The 17,790-nt window shown below is 64.1% G+C and carries 17 protein-coding genes; 15 read left to right on the forward strand and 2 right to left on the reverse strand.

Annotation, left to right across the window (positions count from 1 at the left end; all coding sequences use genetic code 11):
* Nucleotides 1-78 precede the first annotated feature (78 nt).
* The 14 genes from HZB53_19030 (at nucleotide 79) to HZB53_19095 (ending at nucleotide 15,120) form a co-directional block, all read left to right on the forward strand.
* Nucleotides 79-1,269 (forward strand): amidohydrolase family protein, encoded by a 1,191-nt coding sequence (locus HZB53_19030; GenBank protein MBI5879744.1) that lies wholly within the window; start codon nucleotides 79-81, stop codon nucleotides 1,267-1,269.
* A gap of 130 nt (nucleotides 1,270-1,399) precedes the next feature.
* Entirely contained in the window at nucleotides 1,400-2,989 is a 1,590-nt protein-coding gene (locus HZB53_19035; GenBank protein ID MBI5879745.1) for an ABC transporter substrate-binding protein, read from the forward strand.
* Nucleotides 2,990-3,055: 66 nt separating this feature from the next.
* Nucleotides 3,056-3,997: an ABC transporter permease gene (locus HZB53_19040; protein ID MBI5879746.1), complete on the forward strand. Its 942-nt coding sequence runs from the start codon at nucleotides 3,056-3,058 to the stop codon at nucleotides 3,995-3,997.
* On the forward strand, nucleotides 3,990-4,868 hold the full coding sequence (locus HZB53_19045) for an ABC transporter permease (GenBank protein MBI5879747.1): 879 nt from the start codon (nucleotides 3,990-3,992) through the stop codon (nucleotides 4,866-4,868). The genes HZB53_19040 and HZB53_19045 overlap by 8 nt, the downstream gene beginning before the upstream one ends.
* A gap of 199 nt (nucleotides 4,869-5,067) precedes the next feature.
* On the forward strand, nucleotides 5,068-6,027 hold the full coding sequence (locus tag HZB53_19050; GenBank protein ID MBI5879748.1) for a succinylglutamate desuccinylase/aspartoacylase family protein: 960 nt from the start codon (nucleotides 5,068-5,070) through the stop codon (nucleotides 6,025-6,027).
* A gap of 177 nt (nucleotides 6,028-6,204) precedes the next feature.
* Entirely contained in the window at nucleotides 6,205-6,906 is a 702-nt protein-coding gene (locus tag HZB53_19055; GenBank protein MBI5879749.1) for a creatininase family protein, read from the forward strand.
* Nucleotides 6,907-7,196: 290 nt separating this feature from the next.
* The gene (locus tag HZB53_19060) at nucleotides 7,197-8,216 is read left to right on the forward strand and encodes a 2-dehydropantoate 2-reductase (GenBank protein ID MBI5879750.1); all 1,020 of its coding nucleotides are present in this window, start codon (nucleotides 7,197-7,199) and stop codon (nucleotides 8,214-8,216) included.
* A gap of 44 nt (nucleotides 8,217-8,260) precedes the next feature.
* A complete protein-coding gene (locus tag HZB53_19065; GenBank protein ID MBI5879751.1) occupies nucleotides 8,261-9,028 on the forward strand; it encodes a glucose 1-dehydrogenase in 768 nt (255 codons plus the stop codon).
* Nucleotides 9,028-10,401, forward strand: coding sequence for a dipeptidase (locus HZB53_19070; GenBank protein ID MBI5879752.1), 1,374 nt, complete (start codon nucleotides 9,028-9,030; stop codon nucleotides 10,399-10,401). The genes HZB53_19065 and HZB53_19070 overlap by 1 nt, the downstream gene beginning before the upstream one ends.
* 109 nt (nucleotides 10,402-10,510) lie before the next feature.
* The gene (locus HZB53_19075) at nucleotides 10,511-10,930 is read left to right on the forward strand and encodes a hypothetical protein (protein MBI5879753.1); all 420 of its coding nucleotides are present in this window, start codon (nucleotides 10,511-10,513) and stop codon (nucleotides 10,928-10,930) included.
* Between the two features lie 253 nt (nucleotides 10,931-11,183).
* Nucleotides 11,184-11,501 carry a type II toxin-antitoxin system HicB family antitoxin gene (locus HZB53_19080; GenBank protein MBI5879754.1) on the forward strand — a complete coding sequence of 106 codons (318 nt, stop codon included), beginning with the start codon at nucleotides 11,184-11,186 and terminating at the stop codon, nucleotides 11,499-11,501.
* A 166-nt stretch (nucleotides 11,502-11,667) separates the two neighbouring features.
* Nucleotides 11,668-12,558: a dihydrodipicolinate synthase family protein gene (locus HZB53_19085; protein ID MBI5879755.1), complete on the forward strand. Its 891-nt coding sequence runs from the start codon at nucleotides 11,668-11,670 to the stop codon at nucleotides 12,556-12,558.
* Nucleotides 12,559-12,561: 3 nt separating this feature from the next.
* Entirely contained in the window at nucleotides 12,562-13,611 is a 1,050-nt protein-coding gene (locus HZB53_19090) for a zinc-binding alcohol dehydrogenase (GenBank protein MBI5879756.1), read from the forward strand.
* A 186-nt stretch (nucleotides 13,612-13,797) separates the two neighbouring features.
* Nucleotides 13,798-15,120, forward strand: coding sequence for an MFS transporter (locus HZB53_19095; protein MBI5879757.1), 1,323 nt, complete (start codon nucleotides 13,798-13,800; stop codon nucleotides 15,118-15,120).
* Between the two features lie 234 nt (nucleotides 15,121-15,354).
* Here HZB53_19095 and HZB53_19100 read toward each other — a convergent pair whose 3' ends face one another.
* Nucleotides 15,355-15,885, reverse strand: coding sequence for a hypothetical protein (locus tag HZB53_19100; protein ID MBI5879758.1), 531 nt, complete (start codon nucleotides 15,883-15,885; stop codon nucleotides 15,355-15,357).
* The gene (locus HZB53_19105) at nucleotides 15,878-16,267 is read right to left on the reverse strand and encodes a hypothetical protein (GenBank protein ID MBI5879759.1); all 390 of its coding nucleotides are present in this window, start codon (nucleotides 16,265-16,267) and stop codon (nucleotides 15,878-15,880) included. The genes HZB53_19100 and HZB53_19105 overlap by 8 nt, the downstream gene beginning before the upstream one ends.
* Nucleotides 16,268-16,892: 625 nt before the next feature.
* Between HZB53_19105 and HZB53_19110 the strand changes: the two genes are divergently transcribed.
* Nucleotides 16,893-17,780, forward strand: coding sequence for a MoxR family ATPase (locus tag HZB53_19110; GenBank protein MBI5879760.1), 888 nt, complete (start codon nucleotides 16,893-16,895; stop codon nucleotides 17,778-17,780).
* The last annotated feature ends 10 nt before the right edge of the window (nucleotides 17,781-17,790 follow it).

Here is a 17,790-nt window from a genome sequence, read left to right on the forward strand (position 1 = left end):
AAAGAAGAAGCCCAATGTTTTCTTTGTGTCTTGGTGCCTTTGTGTTGGATATGGTTAATTGCCACGGAGGAGACTTTCATGCGAACGATTTTGTTGCCGGAATGGCTGGTTGACGGCACCGGCGCGCCGGCACAGATCGGCCGCGCCGTCGTCATCAACGAGCGGCTGATTGAGGCGATCGTGCCGGCGGCCGCCGTCGCCGCCGCGCCCGGCGACCAGACGAAGCCGCTACCCGGCATGACGTTGATGCCCGGCCTGATCAACAACCACGTGCATCTCGTCCTGCCGGGCGACAACACACCGTTTTTCGATATGAACCCGCTCTCGGACGCGACGCTGGCCCTGCGGGCGGCGCACAACACGCGCACCGCGCTGCGGGCCGGCGTGACGACCGTGCGCGATTGCGGCGCGCGCGGCGCGCTCGCGATCGACGTGCGCGACGCCCAGGCGCGCGGCCACACCACTGGTGCGCGCGTCATCGCGTGCGGCTGGCCGATCACGATCACCGGCGGCCACACGCGCAACTTCGGCGGCGAAGCCGACAACGCCGACGGCCTGCGCACGATGGTGCGGCGCAAGATCAGCCTTGGCGCGGATTTCGTTAAGGTGATGGCGTCGGGCGGCGGCACGCCCGGCAGCCTGCCGAACCACCCGTCGTACACGACGGAGGAATTGCGCGTCATTGTCGATACCGCGCACGGCCTGGGCAAGAAGGTCGTCGCCCACTGCATTTGCGTACAGGCGATTGAGAACGCCGTGGACGCCGGCGTCGACTTCATCGAGCACGCGATGTTCACCACGCCGGACCGCGGTACTGTGTTCGACGAGCGGGTCGCCGACAAGCTGGCGCGCTCCGGCATCGTCGTCACGCCGACCATGCAGGTCTTCCGCGACTTGCGCGACATGCTGCCCCCGGGCGCCGAACGCGACGGCTGGGTCGCGCGCAACGACGCGCAGCGACAAGTCGTCAGCCGCCTGCGTGGCTTGGGCGTGCCGCTGCTGGCCGGCTCGGACGCGGGCTGGCGCGCCACGGCGTTTGATACGTTCTGGAAGGAACTGGACGAACTCGTCACCAGCGGCCTCTCGCCGGTCACCGCCGTGGCGGCGGCCAGCGGCACGCTGGTCCGCGCCTGGGGCATTGCCCAGTATGGCATTGTCGAGCCGGGGCGCAGCGCCGATCTCGTCGTGGTCGAGGGCAATGTTGCGGTGGACATCAAGTGCGTGCAGAAAGTGAAGCAGGTCTTTCAGGCCGGCGCAGCGGTTTTGTGAAGCGGGCCGGTTGAGCCATCGTTATCGGAAAAGGAGGTGATGCCAGCTCAAGAGCCGACCGCATCCGTCTGTTGGAGTAATGTAAGTCGATCAGTAGGTCCCCGACCTACGATTGAACAAGGAGAAGCTCATGCAAGGTCGAGTTACAAAACTGTTGCTCATCGTCGCGCTCTGCGCGCTCGGTCTCGCGGTCGCCTGCGCGCCCACCCCGGCGTCGCCCGCGCCGGGCGGCCCCGCGGCGACACCGGCCGTATCGACCGGACCGAAGGTGCTGAAGATGGCGCGCAATGCCGAGCCGTTCAGCCCGTTCGTGCCCTGGCAGATTGACGACAACCCCGCGCTGTTCATCTCCGTCAACGTGTATGATTCACTGCTGCGCACGACGAAGGACGGCATGGGCGTCGAACCGGGCCTGGCCGCCAAGTGGGAAAGCACCTCCGACGGCCTGACCTGGACGTTCACCCTGCGCGACAACCTGAAGTACAGCGACGGCTCGGCGCTCAAGGCGGCCGACGTCAAGGCCTCGCTCGACATGGCGCGCGGCGGCGAGAAGAGCGCCTGGAAGGACAACTACAAGGCGATCAAGGAAGTACAAGCGCCGGACGATAAGACCGTCAAGGTGATTTTGAGCCAGCCATACGCCCCGATCCTCTCGGTGCTGGCGATGTTCTGCGGCGCCGTGATGCCGGCCGACCGGGCGAAGGCGACCGATACGAAGGACTACGACGTCGCGGCGGCGTGGAAAACGCAGGGCAGCGGCGCGTACTACATCGAGGGCTGGAAGAAGGGCGATCCGATTGTCCTGAAGCGCAACCCGAACTACTGGAAGGGCAAGCCGGCCATCGACGAAGTGCGCATCGAGTATATCCCGGATGACAATACGCGCGTCCTGAAGCTGCAGGGCGGCGAAGTGGACATCATCGACTTCGTGCCGTTCAGCCAGATCGCGGCGTTGAGCGCGATGCCGAACCTCAAGGCGCAAACCTTCACGATCCAGCAGACGGCGTTCATCATCCTCAACACCGAGAAGCCGCCGCTCAACGACCCGAAGGTGCGCCAGGCGTTGAACTACGCGACCGACAAGGACGCGATCATCAAGACGGTCTACTTCGGGCAGGCCGAGTTCATGAACTCGCCGATTCCGAAGGGCACCTACTGGGACAAGACGGTGCCGGGCTACAAGTACGACCTCGACAAGGCCAAGGCGTTGATGGCCGGATCGGCCGGCGCCAAGGGCTTTACGATGGATATGCAGGTACGCTCGGGCAACACAAACTTCGCCAACACGGCGGTGATCCTGAAGGACGCCTGGGCGAAGATCGGCGTCACGGTGGACATCCAGACGCAGGAGACGAGCGTTGTGCGTGCCAACTACCGCGAGGGCAAGTTCATGTCCACGCCCAGCGCCTGGACGAACGACATGAACGACCCGACGCAGATCGTGAACTACGCGATGCGCGGCGGCGCCAGCCCGTTCGCTTACTGGACGCGCTACAATAACCCCGCCGTGAACGACAAGATCACCAAGGCGGACCTGGAGCAGGATGCCAAGAAGCGCGAGGCGCTGTACGCCGAGCTGCAGAAGACCTACTCGGAGGATGCGCCGCTGGTGTTCATCGCTTATCTGGGCGCGACCGCCGGCTGGCAGAAGTACGTCGACGGCTTTGTCATCGACGGTATGTCGTACTACCGGTTTGAAGACGTCAAGCTGAACAAGTAACGACGCGTGTTCGTGGCGGGGATGGCCTGCGGGCCGTCCCCGCCGCGACCGGCGTTTGAGGTGGCGATGGGACGATTCGCTTACATTCGAAAGCGCCTGCTGCTGATGGTGTTCGTGCTGTTCGGCGTCACGTTCATCATCTTCGGCATGGTGCGCGTCTTGCCGGGCGACCCGGCGTTTCTGATCCTGGGCGACCGCGCAACGGATCAGAACGCCGCCGAATTGCGCCAGCAGCTTGGCCTGAACAAATCGCTGCCGGAACAGTACTGGCTGTTCATCTCCGGCATCTTCACTGGCACCATGGGCCAGTCGCTGATCTACCGGCAGCCGGTCGCCGACCTGCTGTGGAAACGCATCCCGGTCTCGCTGTCGCTGGCTTTGTATGCCATGGGGTTGGCGGCCGTGACCACATTACTGTTTGGCATTGGGGCGGCGATCAACCGCGGGCGCTGGATTGACCATGTCGTGCGAATCGTGTTTCTGTTCATCTTGACGACGCCCAATTTCTGGTTCGGCATCATGCTCATTCTCTTGTTTGGACTGGCTCTGAAGTGGCTGCCGGTCGGCGGCATGGGCGAAACGCCGGCCGAAAACCTGCGCTACATGTTCCTGCCGGCTTTGACGCTGGCGCTGCAATTATCGGCGGTGCTGATCCGCAACCTGCGCAGCCAGATCATCCTGACCATGCGCGCCGACTACGTGCGCACGGCGCGCGCCAAGGGGCTGCGCGAGCAATATGTCCTGATCCGGCACGTGCTGCGCAATGCGTTGATGTCCACCGTCACGATCTTCGGCCTGCAATTCGGCGCGCTCGTCGGCGGCACGATCGTGGTCGAGAGCGTGTTCGGCATCCATGGCATTGGGGAGCTGCTGATCCAGGCGATCACCGGGCGCGATTACCCGGTTGTGCAGTCGATCGTCGTCGTCAGCGCGTTTCTGGTCATTCTGGTGAACCTGTTGGTGGACCTCTCGTACTCGTTCCTCGATCCGCGCGTGACCTATGAATAATACCGCCGACAACACGCGCCGCCCGCCCGTCTACGCCGAACTCGTCTCGCCGGGCGTCCGCGAGCGCATCAAGCAGTTGCGTCTGAACTCCACGCTGCTCACCGGCGCGGGGTTGATGGCGATCCTGGTTGCCAGCGCATTCGCCGCGCCGCTGTTGACGCCGTACGACCCGATCGCGCAGAGCCTCGCGGAGGGGTTCCTGCCGCCGGGCAGCCCTGGACACGCGCTCGGGACCGACCAATTCGGGCGCGACATCTGGGCGCGCATCGTATACAGCCTGCAGCTCGACTTGCAGATCGGACTGCTGTCGGTGCTCTTTCCATTCATATTCGGCTCGTTGATCGGTGTGCTGACCGGATACCTGGGCGGCCGATTCGACACGTTGTTCATGCGTATCGTCGATGTCCTGATGGCGTTCCCATTCCTGATCCTCGTCATCGCCATCATGAGCATTCTCGGGCCCGGACTGACCAACCTGTACATCGCCGTCGGCGTGTTCGGCTGGGTGCCGTATGCACGCATCACGCGCGGCGAGACGCTCGCGACGCGCCAACTGGAATACGTGCAAGCAGCCACGACCATTGGCTGCTCGACGCCGCGCATCGTGCTGGGCCACATCCTGCCCAATGTCATCGCGCCCGCGCTCATCTACGTCTTCACCGGCATGGTGCTGGCGATCCTGACCGGCGCGACGCTGTCGTTTCTCGGCCTGGGGCCGCAACCACCGACCCCCGAGTGGGGAGCGATGATCGCCGATGGCCGGCAGTATTTACTGCAAGCGTGGTGGATGACGACGCTGCCCGGCCTGGCGCTGCTGGTGGTTGGCGTGTCCTTGAGTCTGATCGGCGACGGCCTCGCCGAACGACGGTGAAGCGACCCGCGGCATCGCGCAAATGCAGCAGGCAAATCAACCAAGCGGGCGGCGCACGAAATATCAACACAAAAGCCACAAAGGCACAAAGAAAACCTTCAGTAATTCCTGCTTGGTGTCTTTGTGCCTTTGTGTTGGGTTTGAGGCTTAGTGCGTGTCGGACCGTTGTTTCGGACAATCGCAGTACAGAAAGGTAATCATGAGCAAATCGACGTTTGAAGTAGCCGGCGTCTCGGCTGCGCCAGGCGCGCGCGTATCGCGTGTGCTCGATCTGGAGTTCGGCGGCACGCCGATCAAAATGCCGGTGTACGTGCTGAACGGCGCGGAAGCCGGACCGACCGTCGTGGTGACGGCCGGCATCCACGGCGCGGAATACGTCGGCATCGAGAGCGCGTATCGCCTGGCCCAACGCACCGACCCGGCGACACTGCGCGGGCAACTGGTCGTGGTGCCGATCGCGAGCATGAACGCCTTTATGAAGCGTTCGATCTACATCTGCCCGCCCGACAACCAGAACCTGAACCGGATGTTCCCGGGCGACCCGAACGGCAGTTTCGCGCAGCGGCTGGCCGACTGGATCGTCCAGAACCTCATCCGCCGAGCAGATTACTACATTGACCTGCACGGCGGCGACATGAACGAGGCGCTCGTGCCGTTCAGCATCGTCCAGCGCACCGGCAAAGCCGAGCTGGACGCGAAAGCGCTGGCGCTGGCCACGGCGTACGGTCTGCCCTATATCGTCGGCCGGGAAGTGCGCGGCTCCACCTATGCGGCGGCGGCCGGGCTGGGCATTCCCGCCGTGCTGGCGGAAGTCGGCGGCCAGGGGCTGTGGCCGGAAAACGAAGTGCAGGAGCATTACAACGGCCTGCGCCGCACGATTGTCCACATCGGCCTGACGAGCGACACGCCGCCGCCCGCGCCGGCCCAGCCGCGCCTGCTGGAAGAGATGGCGTGGCTGCGCTCCAGCCACGACGGCCTGTTCTACCCGAGCGTGAAGGTCGGCGACCGGGTGACGAAAGGGCAGGACCTGGGCCGCGTGGCCGACTATCTCGGCAACACGCAGGAGACCGTGACGGCGCCGGTGAACGGCGTCATCCTTTTCCTAGTGACGACGCTGGCGATGAACAATAACGACCCGTTGCTGGCCGTGGGCGCGTAGGCTCGGCAGTTGTAGACGTCGGTGCGTTGCACCGACTCAGCATGACACAGGTAGGGGCGCGCCTGGGTGTGCGCCCGGCGGGCCGACACGCACCCCCCAAAGGGGGCGACATGTCGGGTCGGCCCCTACCGTGAGGATGTGCCCAAGCGACAAAGCCGTACTTAAGGAGACAGCGCAATGCGTATCAGCGACATGAATTGGATGCAGGTTGAGCAGTACCTGAAGAAAGACGACCGCGCGGTGCTTCCGCTCGGCAGCACCGAACAGCACGCCTACCTGAGCCTGAGCGTGGACAGCATCCTCTCGGAGCGGGTGGCACTGGAGGCGGCCGAGCCGCTGGGCGTACCGGTCTTTCCGGTGTTGTCCTACGGCCTGACGCCGTACTTCCGGGCGTTTCCAGGCACGGTGACGCTGCGTATCAGCACCTACCTGAACCTCGTGCGCGACGTGCTCGACGGCATCGCCTCGCACGGCTTCAAGCGGATCGTGATCGTCAACGGGCACGGCGGCAACGATCCGGCGCGCGGGCTGGCCGGCGAGTGGATGGCGGACAATCCGGGCGTCAAGGGAAAGTTCCACAACTGGTGGAACGCGCCGCGCACGTTCGCGCAGGTGCAGGCGTTCGACCCGGTCGCGTCGCACGCGTCGTGGATGGAGAACTTCCCGTGGACGCGACTGACGGGCGTGAGCATGCCTGCCGGGCAGAAGAAACCGGCCGACATGGGCATCCTGCGGCAACTGGCGCCGCGCGCCCTGCGTGACTATCTGGGCGACGGCAACTACGGCGGCGTCTACCAGCGGCCCGACAGCGAGATGTTGGCGATCTGGAAACTGGGCGTCGAAGAGACGCGCGAGCAGATCGACGGCGGCTGGGCATAACATTACTTTGCCAGATCGCGCTGCCTCCCCCATGTCATATTGAGAAATCCACGGTGGTGCCCAGTGTGCGCGGGGACAGAAACGAGGCGCCGGACGACCAACTCGTCATGCCCGCGAAAGCGGGCATCCAGAGGTTTGCCCCTGGGCTCCCGCTTTCGCGGGAGCGACGAGTATGCGGCCATGCATTCGCGATGCGGCTGTAGCTGCTTACGTTTCTGAGGAGCGCAGCGACGAAGAATGGCACTGGATGGATCAGCGCAGTGACAAAGTAGTAATACGCAAGGAGCACTATGAAATTCCTGGTATGGGGCGCCGGCGCCATCGGCGGCACGCTCGGCGCGCATCTGGTGCGCGCGGGGCACGACATCACGTTGGTCGATCGCGCGGCCGAGCATGTCGAAGCGATCAACCGCAATGGGCTGCGCATCACCGGCCCGATCGCGGAGTTCACGGCGCGCGCGAAGGCGTACTCGCCGGAGGCGTTGCCCGGCACGTTTGATCACATCGTGCTGGCGGTCAAAGCGCAGGACACCGAGAGCGCGGCGCGCGCGCTGGCGCCGCACCTGACGGCAGGCGGCTACGTCGTGTCGGCGCAGAACGGGTTGAACGAGTTGGTCATCAAACAAGTCGTCGGCGAGGCGCGCACGATCGGCTGCTTCGTCAACTTCGGCGCGGACTACCTCGAGCCGGGCGTGATCATGTACGGCGGGCGCGGCGCGGTCGTCGTCGGCGAGATCGACGGGCGCATGACGCCGCGCCTGGCGGAACTGCATCGCGCGTTCCTCGATTTTGAGGACCGCGCGATCATGACCGCCAACATCTGGGGCTTCCTGTGGGGCAAGCTGGCGTATGGCGCGCAGTTGTTCGCGACCGCGCTGACCGACGAGGGCATCGCCGACGCGCTGGCGCGGCCGGAGTATCGCGGCGTGTACAGCGCGATCGCGCACGAGGTGATGGCGGTCGCGCAGGCGCGCGGCATTAAGCCGGAGGCGTTCAACGGCTTCGACCCGCACGCGTTCATGCCCGGCGTGTCGCGCGAGGTGTCGGAGCGCTCGCTGGACGAAATGGTCGCGTTCAATCGCAAATCGGCCAAGACGCACAGCGGCATCTGGCGCGACCTGGCCGTGCGCAAGCGCAAAACCGAAGCCGACCCGCAACTGGGGCCGATCGTCACGCTGGGCGCGGAGGTCGGTGTGGCTGCGCCGCTCACGGCGAAGGTGATCGCGATGATCCACGAGATCGAGGATGGCAAGCGCAAGATGAGCACCGCCAACCTCGACATACTGAAGTCGCTAGTGACTAGCGACTAGCAACTAGCAGCTAGCAACTAGCAGCTAGAGACTAGGAACTAACCATGAACATCCAATTCAACGGCAGGACAGCATTGGTGACCGGCGCGGCGCATGGCTTCGGGCGCGCGATCGCACTGGGCTTCGCGGCGCGCGGCGCGAACGTGTGGGCGTGCGACGTGCAGGTTGCGGGTTTGGCGGAGACAAAACGACTCGCGCAAGCGGGCGGGTGCGTAATTGAGACGCGCACGGTGGACGTCTCGAAGCGCGAGCAGGTCTTCGCGTGGGTGGCCGAGGCGCAGCAGACGACTGGCCGGATCGACATTCTTGTCAACGACGCGGGCGGCGTGCTGGGCCAGGTCGGGCAGCCGCTTGAGGCGGTCACGCCGCAGCAGTGGCAGGCGATCTACGACGTGAACGTGACCGGTGCGTGGTATTGCTGCCAGGCGGTCGCGCCGGCCATGAAGGCGGCGCACTACGGGCGCATCGTGAACATCTCGAGCGGCGCGGGCCTCGGCGTCAGCCTGACCGGCATCCAGGCGTACGCCTCAGCTAAGGCGGCGCAGATCGGCCTGACGCGGCAGTTGGCGCACGAGTTGGGAGCGTGGAACATCACGGTCAACAACGTCGCGCCCGGCTTCATCCGCTCCAACCCGACGACCGAGAAGCAGTGGGAGTCGTACGGGCCGGAAGGGCAGGCGGCGCTGGTCGAGCGCATCGCGCTGAAGCGGCTCGGTGCGCCGGAGGACATCGCGTCCGGCGTGATGTTCTTCGCGTCGGACTACGCCAACTGGATTACGGGGCAGGTGCTCTCGGTCGACGGCGGCAAGTGATGACGCCCTTCGAGTATCTGACCCAGCACGACGCGCGCATCCTCGACGAGTTGATCGAGTTCGCGCGCATCCCCAGCGTCAGCGCAGACCCGGCGCACCGCCCCGATATCGAGCGCGCCGTGCAGTGGGTGACGAGGCAATTGACCGGCGCCGGCATGGCCGACGTGCGCGTGATGCCGACCACCGGCAACCCGGTCGTCTTCGCGCAGTGGCTCGGCGCGCCGGGCAAGCCGACTGTTCTCATCTACGGGCACTACGACGTGCAGCCGCCCGACCCGCTCGACAAGTGGCAGAGCGACCCGTTCGCGCCTGAAGTGCGCGACGACAAGCTGTACGCGCGCGGTGTGTCCGACGACAAAGGGCCGACGCTGATCCCGCTCAAGGCGGTCGAGGCGTTCTTCGCCACGCAGAAGGCGCTGCCGATCAACCTGAAGTTCATGATCGAGGGCGAGGAAGAGATCGGCAGCCCCAGCCTGGAGCCGTTCATCAGGCAAAATGCCGATTTGCTGGCAGCCGACTTCGTGCTCTCCGCCGACGGCGCGATGTGGCGCATCGACGAGCCGTCGATCACGGTCGCCAGCCGAGGGCTGGTGACGCTGGAGTTCAGCCTGCAGGGCGCGGGTAAGGACTTGCACTCCGGCCGCTATGGCGGCTCGGTCGCGAACGCGCTGCATGCGATGGCGGAGCTCGTCGCGAGCCTGCACCGGCCGGACGGGCGGATCGCCGTCGAAGGGTTCTATGATGATGTGGTCGAGCTGACCGCCGACGAAAGCGCAGCCCTGCGCGTGCTGCCGTTCGACGAGGCAACATACCAGCGGCAGGTCGGCGCGCCGGAACTGTTCGGCGAGCCGGGCTACACGACGCTCGAACGGCAGTGGACGCGCCCGACGCTCGAAGTCAACGGCATGTGGGGCGGCTATCAGGGGCCGGGCAGCAAGACGGTCACGCCGGCCGAGGCGCATTGCAAGATTTCGTGCCGGCTGGTGCCGAACCAGAAGCCTGACGCAATCCGCGCGTTGCTCGCTAAGCACCTGGCGGCGCACGTGCCGCGCGGCGTCACACTCAACATCATGCCTGACCGGCATGCGGCCAACCCGTACCGCATCCCGGCGGATCACATCGGCTTGAAGGTCGCTGAGACGGTGCTGCGCGCGGTATACAAGCAGGCGCCGGTCTTTGTGCGCATGGGCGGCACGCTGCCGGTCAGCGAACTGTTCAAGCGCATCCTCGGCATCGATACGGTCTTCTTCTCGTTCTCGACGGCCGACGAGGACTTCCACGCGCCCAACGAGTTCTTCCGCGTGCAGCGCCTGCACGACGGCCTGCAAGCGTGGGCGCTGTACTGGGACACGCTGGGGCGTGGTGTGGGGTAGTCAGGTCATGCATTTCGATGGCGACCGGCACGGAAGTGACTGGATCTCGGATGGTGCAGCAATGGACCTGTGAACGGGTGAGAAGTGAGGCGGACTGACGGAGAGCGCCATGGAACTACGGATTGCCGCAATAGCAGACTATGCGAGCCTGTCAAGCGACCAGAAGTTAAACATCATGGGAGTATTTGCCAACCTGTCTGCATTTGCAACGCCTGTCACTCACCCTCAGATGTACCTCGTCTTTCAGATCGACTTCGATTCTGCGGAAGCCGGGCAGAAGGACGTCAAGATCGTGCTCCAGGATGACGACGGGCACGAGATCATGCGAATGGGTGGGCCGATAGCGATAGGGCGGCCGCAGCCGGGCCGCACGGCAACATATTCCCAGGTGGTGCAGTTCACAGGAGTGACATTCCCTCACTTCGGGACCTACGAATTCAGCATCCTTATTAACGACCGCGTCGAAGGCCGGGTACCTTTGACCGTGACGCAGGTACAGCCGCCGACCCCCGCTGCACCGGGTGTATAATCATCTATGCACGAGCACGAAAGGCTGCTGACCCGTGCGCGCAACAGTCAAGCCGGATGGAGGTCGCCGGAGGTAGAGGCGATGCTGACGGGATTCGGATTTCTCTTTCGCGAGGGCGCGAACCATCGCGTGTACTATCATCCGCGTCACGCAGAGTTATTCATGCCGGTTCCGCGGCACCGACAAGTTAAATCGGTGTATGTGCATAAGGCGATCCGGCTGATTGAGCGATTGATTCAACTGGAGACAGAGCATGAGTGAGCGTGTGAAATCATTGAGCGGTCGGCCGTATCGCACGGTGGTGCGGTACGAGCCAGCGGGTGATGGCAGCCCGGATTACATCGCTTCGCATCCTGAATTCGGCGATGCGTGTATTGCGCAGGGCGACAGCCCGGAAGATGCGTTGGCGAATCTGAACGAGATCCGAGAGATGGTCATTGCCCATCTGGTTGAACATGGGTTGGCGGTACCCAATCCGGAGCCATGGCCTGGCGCCGTCGTGAGCTTGGGAGACCTGGCGCCGAGTGTGACGTATACCCTGATGAAGGTACCGGCTGTGCGCATGTTGTAGAACCCGCGTACCCTTTTGCTTTATGCCAGCGCGATCAGCCTTGATCGCGCTTTTTGGTTTGCGCAGGCACATTGTGAAGCACGCGGCTCGCGGCCTTGCGCCATTGACAAGCGCCAAGCGGCGTGCTACCCTTCCGGCCATTAAGAGCACAGCGGAGTTACTCACGATGAGACCACTCAAGGGCATCTGCCCGGCGATTGTGACGCCGTTCGACAGTCGGGGCGACTTCGATCCGGCCGCGATGCGGCGGATCGTCCAGCACCAACTGGCGGCCGGCGTGGACGGGTTCTATGTCGGTGGCGGCACCGGCGAAGGGCTGCTGCTGACGCGCGCCGAGCGCGAAGCGTTGCTGGAGACGGTCATCGACGAAGTGCGCGGTCGCGCGCTCGTCATCGCCCACATCGGCGCGTTCCAGACGGCCGAAACGCTGGCGCTGGCTCGCCATGCGAGCGACATAGGCGCGGACGCCATCGCGGCGCTGCCGCCCGGCTACTTCTACCGGCCCGACGCAACCGGTCTCGTGCGGTATTACACGGCCGTTGCCGAGGCGTCGCGCGTGCCGCTGCTGGTCTACAACATCCCGCAGCGTACCGGCATCGGCATGACACGCGAACTGCTCGACCGGTTGCTTGCGATCCCGAACATCGTCGGCATGAAGGATTCGAGCGGCAACGTCTATGCGCTGGGGCTGTTCTTTGCGGGCGGGAAGCAGCCGGTGATCTTCCAGGGCGAGGATACCGTGCTGCTGGCCGGGCTCGTGGCCGGCGCCTGCGGCGGCATCGGTGCCACGTACAACATCATGCCGGAGCTGTTCGTCGAGTTGTGGCGTGCGTATCAGGCGAACGACTTGCAGGCGGCAGCGCGCACCCAAGCGCGCGTCAACACAATCATCGACGCCCTGCTCGTCGTCGATCTGTTCGGCGGCATCAAGCAGACACTGGCATGGATGGGAATGCCGTGCGGCGAGCCGCGCACGCCCAACCGCCCGCTCGACGAGAGCGAAACGGCGAAGCTGCGCCGGTCGCTGGAATCGGTCAGGTTCTTCAAGGAGCGCTAGTCGATGCAGATCAAAGCCGCCGTGCTGCACGGCCCGCGCGACCTGCGGGTCGAAGATCGCGCACTCGCAGTCGAGACGCTGAAGCCGGATGAGCTGTGGGTGCAGACCGAGGTGTCGGCGCTGTCCACCGGCACCGATCGCGGCAACTACGAGGGCGCGCAGCGTGTGCCGGGCGCGCCGGACTACCCGCGCTGGGTCGGCTACAGTAACGTCGGCATCGTCCGGGGTGTGGGCGCTGCCGTCACCCGCTTGCGAGTGGGCGAGCGCGTATTCGCTCTCAAGCCGCACCAGTCGGCCTACGTCGCCCGCGAGTCCGAACTGATCGTGCGCGTGCCGCCCGACGTCGCGCCCGAGGATGCGGCCTTCACGTATCTCTTTCATCTCGGCTTCCAGTCGTTGCAGCGCGGGCATTTCGTGCCGGGCGAGAATGTGGCGGTCGTCGGGCTGGGCATCCTCGGCCTGGCGTCGGTCGAACTGGCGCGGGCGCAGGGGGCGCGCGTCCTCGCGCTGGGCAACGCGGCCAGTCGGCTCGCCGTGGCGCGGTCGGTCGGCGCGCATGTGGCGCTGCAAAGCGATGCGCCGGAGTTGCCGGCGGCGATTGATGAACTGACGCACGGCACCGGCATCGACCTGGTCATTCTGGCTGCCAACCCGTGGCCGGCGTATCGCACGGCGATGGAGATCGTGCGCCCCAACGGCCGCGTCGCGGTGCTCAGCCTGCCGGGCCGCGGTGAGCCGCCGTCCGACTTCAATCCGCTGGAACTGGAGTGGTTCTACGGCAAAGCGCTGACGATCATCGCCGTTGCCGGGGTGGCCGCATATGCGTATCCGTTCATTCAAGCGCCGTCGTCTTCACGACCGGGTGAGGCCGTCGCTGCGGTCTTCAGTCGCGCGCGTGGCTGCGAGTACTTGCTCGACCTCATGGCGGAGCGCCGCCTGCAACCTTCACGCCTGATCACGCACTGTTTGCCGTATCAGCGCATGAACGAAGCTTACGAGATGGCGCTTCACCGCGATAAGTCGATGATCGGGGTGGTATTCGACTGGCGCTGACGCCTCGTTAGGCTGCACCGACAACAGGTTGGCGGCAGTTGGCACTGTTTCATATTGATCTGGCGGTACGCATTCGCTACAATGCTGGCGTAGTCCGATCGAGACACCGTGATCCGGTGGGGCACGCGTGTTCCCGCACGTTGGATGCGGGGCGGCGCCACCCAACCAACCCATGGGAGAGCCAACATGACCGTCAATGCCGCCGTATCTGCTCCAACTCAACGTCTCAGCCACCTGCGCCAGGCGTTGCTCTCCGCCTTCTGGTTCGGCCTGCAAGCCCACTGGGCGGCGATCCTGCTGATCACGCTTCCGCAGCAAGCGTTTATGATTGGCGGGGACGCTGCGAAGGGCCAGACGCTCGGCATCGTTCTGCTGCTCGGCGCGTTCGTCTCGATGGTGGTCGCGCCGCTGTTCGGCGCGTTGAGCGACCGCTTTGTGACGCGTTTCGGCCGGCGCCGTCCCTGGATGGTGGTTGGGACGCTCATGAACGTGCTCGGCCTGTATGGCTTGGCGTACTTGCCGCGCGCGAACGATCTTTCGTCGCTGCCGCTATTCATCGGGGCGTTCATGTGGGTCGAACTGTGGAACAACGCGGCCAATGCCCCGTTTAATGCCCTCATTCCCGACCTGGTTCCGAAAGATCAGCGCGGGAGCGCGTCGGGCTGGTTCGGCCTGATGAACATCCTCGGCAGCTTCACGGGCGCGGTCACCGGCCTCGTCTTCACGCAGAACGGCGTCACCGACGTCGTCACGATCTACCAGTTCATTGCGGTCGTGCTGATCGTGAGCATGATCGTCACCGTCGTGTCGGTCAAAGAGCCGAAAGTCACAGTCAAGTTACCGCCATTCAAACTGCGTGAGTTCGTCGCCGGGCTGGCTGAGCCGATGCGCGATCACGACTTCCGCTGGGTGTTCTGGACGCGCTTCCTGTGGGTCATGGGCACCTTCACGGTTCAAGAGTTCCTGCTGTTCTACATGCGCGACGTGGTCAAGACGTTCACGCTCTTCGGCAACCCGGGCGCGCAGAACGCGGAATCGGCCGTCTCGTTCTTCAGCGCGGCCCTGCTGTTTGGCGCCATTGCGCCATCGATCATCGCCGGCATCCTGTCAGACCGTTTTGGGCGGAAGAAGATGGTGTACATCGCCAGTGGCCTGCAGGCGCTGGTGCCGATCGTGCTGATCTTCACCGACTCGTTCGAAGCGGCCGTGATCATGGGGCTGATCTTCGGCATCGGGTACGGCGCGTACCAGGCGGTGGACTGGGCGATGGCCAGCGACGTGCTGCCGTCCGAGGCGGACTACGCGAAGGATATGGGCGTCTGGCATATCGCCTGGACGTTCCCGCAGGTGATCGCGACGCCGATTGCCGGCGTGCTGCTCGACAAGTTCCAGGTCATCGGCGCGCAGTCGGGCCAGGCCAACCTCGGCTATACGGTCATTTTCGTGCTGGCGGCGTTCTACTTGCTGCTCGGCACGGTGCTGGTGCGGAAAGTGCGCAAGGTGCGCTAGGGCGGCGGCCCGGCATTTGGGCACGAAGGCGCGTGATCACATTTGATGGCGCAGGGACAAGTCTCTGACCTGTCCACGAAAGCGGGTCAGAGGTCCGTCTCTGCACGGGCGCGGACACAAGGCTGTCGTCTGAACCTGTCGAAGCCGGCGGCGGACCTTCGTCAAGCTCAGGTCCCGTGCAGGGTGCGGGTCTCGGCTTCGGCGAGGAGTCCCAGCCGGCACGCTCCGGCCCGCTTAGCGCGACCGCGGCGGGTTGTCCAGCGAGGTGAGCATATTCGTGAGCATCTGCACGGCCGATCGGCGATGACGGTAGAAAGACCGTTCCGCCCAGCCCAGGCGCTGGGCGACATTACTGTTCTTCTCCCGTTCCACATAGCACCAGTGCAGCAACTCGCCGTAGCTGCGGCTGCGGTTTAGCGGGCTGAACGCTTGTTGCCGGCGCGCCTGCGTGATGGCCGCCTGCAGCAGACGGTTGAGCGCGTGGCCGCGCACATGACGCGTGGCTAGTGCGTGATCGTACTCGAGTTGAAGCGCCAGTACGGTTCGGGTCGCCAGTTCATGATGGCCCAGGTAGTCATAGTCCCACAGGTGCTCCAGCGCATCTTCGACCTGCTGATACGCGACGGGCGCAAAATGCATCGACTCGGCGCTCATGGCGCCGTGTGTCAACGCCGGCGGGAAGCTGAGATCGCTGCCGGCCATCGTGGCCCGTTTGGATTGAGGCGCTGCCGCGCTGCCGGTGCGATTCATCTGAGTTTCACTCATGGGTTTCGTCCTCGATCTTTTCGTTGAGTAAGGCGGTGTAGACACGCAGCGCGTCGCGCCGCCAGCGTTCAACGGTGCGCACGCTGGCATGCCACTGTTCGGCGATCTGCGTCGTGGTGGCGCCGTCCATGTAGGTGGCGCGCAGCAGTTCGCAATAGCGCGACTCGATGCTGCCGTCGTTATGTGTGCTCTCGTTGGACATCTCGTCCAGCACGCCGATCAGCCACGTGCTGACGCTCAACCCGAGATCACGGGCGCGATATCCACTGGACGCCTCGGCACCCGGCCGTGTGGTTGTGCCGGCGAGTGAATGCCGGCCGAGATAGGGGTAGTCAGCCAGGTGGGTCAGCACCTGCCGTACATCCTCTTCGTTGAAAGTCACTCCATGCCTCCGGCGACGCTGGACATCCTCCGCGCCGCCACTCAACGCGCGAGTCGCCAAAAATGCCGCCACGACCGTTTTTTTAGTTTCACAATACAACGGAAGAACGTTACAAATCAAGAGTGATATTGTTAACGCAACATTACAATTAGTATTTCTAAGTAAATCAATAAATCTATATCTATGTTAATAAATCTATGTAGGAATCAGGCAAAATGGCGTTCAGACCGGAGGCTGTGCAATCAATTGTACGAAGATGTCAGATTGGCTGCAAGGCAATCGTTGCATACTCAAATAGTGCAGGTCTCTGTATTCGCCTTACACGCGTACAGATCAACAGCGGTTTCGAGGATGTTGACGCACCAGTCGTTGTCGGGGTGTCGGAGGTCCGGACCGTAGGATTCTGATTCGGTAGCGGCGCCACTTGCGCGAAGCTGGGTTGAGGTGTGCGCCTGTGCTCTGTACATGGCCCGATCATTCTGAAGTGCGCCAAAGCGAGCAGCCAGCGCGAAGCGATAACGCGCGCACGCCGAACGGCGCCCGTTTCGCGGTCGCTTTGCCATCGGCTATAATCGCGTGCACATGGCGCAGCATGCGCCATCAACCAACTCCAGCAGAGTAGGCTATGAATTCAATCGATGATGTGATGCAGGCACTTCAAGCGCAGAACTATATCGCGGAGCGCGGGCTGGCGATGGCGATCTACCTCTCGCTGGCGCTGAAGAAACCGCTGTTCCTCGAAGGCGAGGCGGGCGTCGGCAAGACCGAGATCGCCAAGACGCTCTGCGCGATTCTCGACACCGACCTGATTCGTCTGCAGTGTTACGAGGGATTGGACGTCAACACGGCGGTGTACGAATGGAATTACACGCGCCAGATGCTGCAGATCCGCCTGCTGGAGGCGCAGGGCGCGGCGAGCGGGGAGGCGCTGCGCGAGATCTTCGCGCCGGAGTTCCTGATCAAGCGCCCGCTCCTGCAGGCGATTGAGGGCTCGCGCGACAAAGCGCCCGTGCTGCTGATCGACGAGCTCGATCGCGCCGACGAGGAGTTCGAGGCGTTCCTGCTCGAACTGCTCTCCGACTGGCAGATCACCGTGCCCGAGATCGGCACGCTCAAGGCGACGCACCCGCCAGTCGTCGTGCTCACGTCGAACCGCACGCGCGAGATCCACGACGCGCTTAAACGGCGCTGCATTTACTACTGGATCGACTACCCCTCGCTGGACAAAGAACTGCGGATCGTGCGCGCGCGGGTGCCTGCGGCGGAGGAACGGCTGGCGCGACAGATCGTCGCCTTCGTGCAGGAACTGCGCCGCGTCGAGCTGTACAAGGTGCCCGGTGTCGCCGAGACGATCGACTGGGCGGCCGCCTTGACTGCATTGAGCGCGCGCGACCTGTCGGCCGATACGGTGGACGACACGCTGGGCGTAATTTTGAAATACCAGGACGACGTGCAAAAGGTGCAGGGCGCGCTCGTCCGCGAGTTGGTGGCCAAAGCGGCCGCCGTGCCGTAGCCGGCTCGAC

This window comes from Chloroflexota bacterium, from assembly GCA_016235055.1.
GTDB lineage: Bacteria > Chloroflexota > Anaerolineae > JACRMK01 > JACRMK01 > JACRMK01.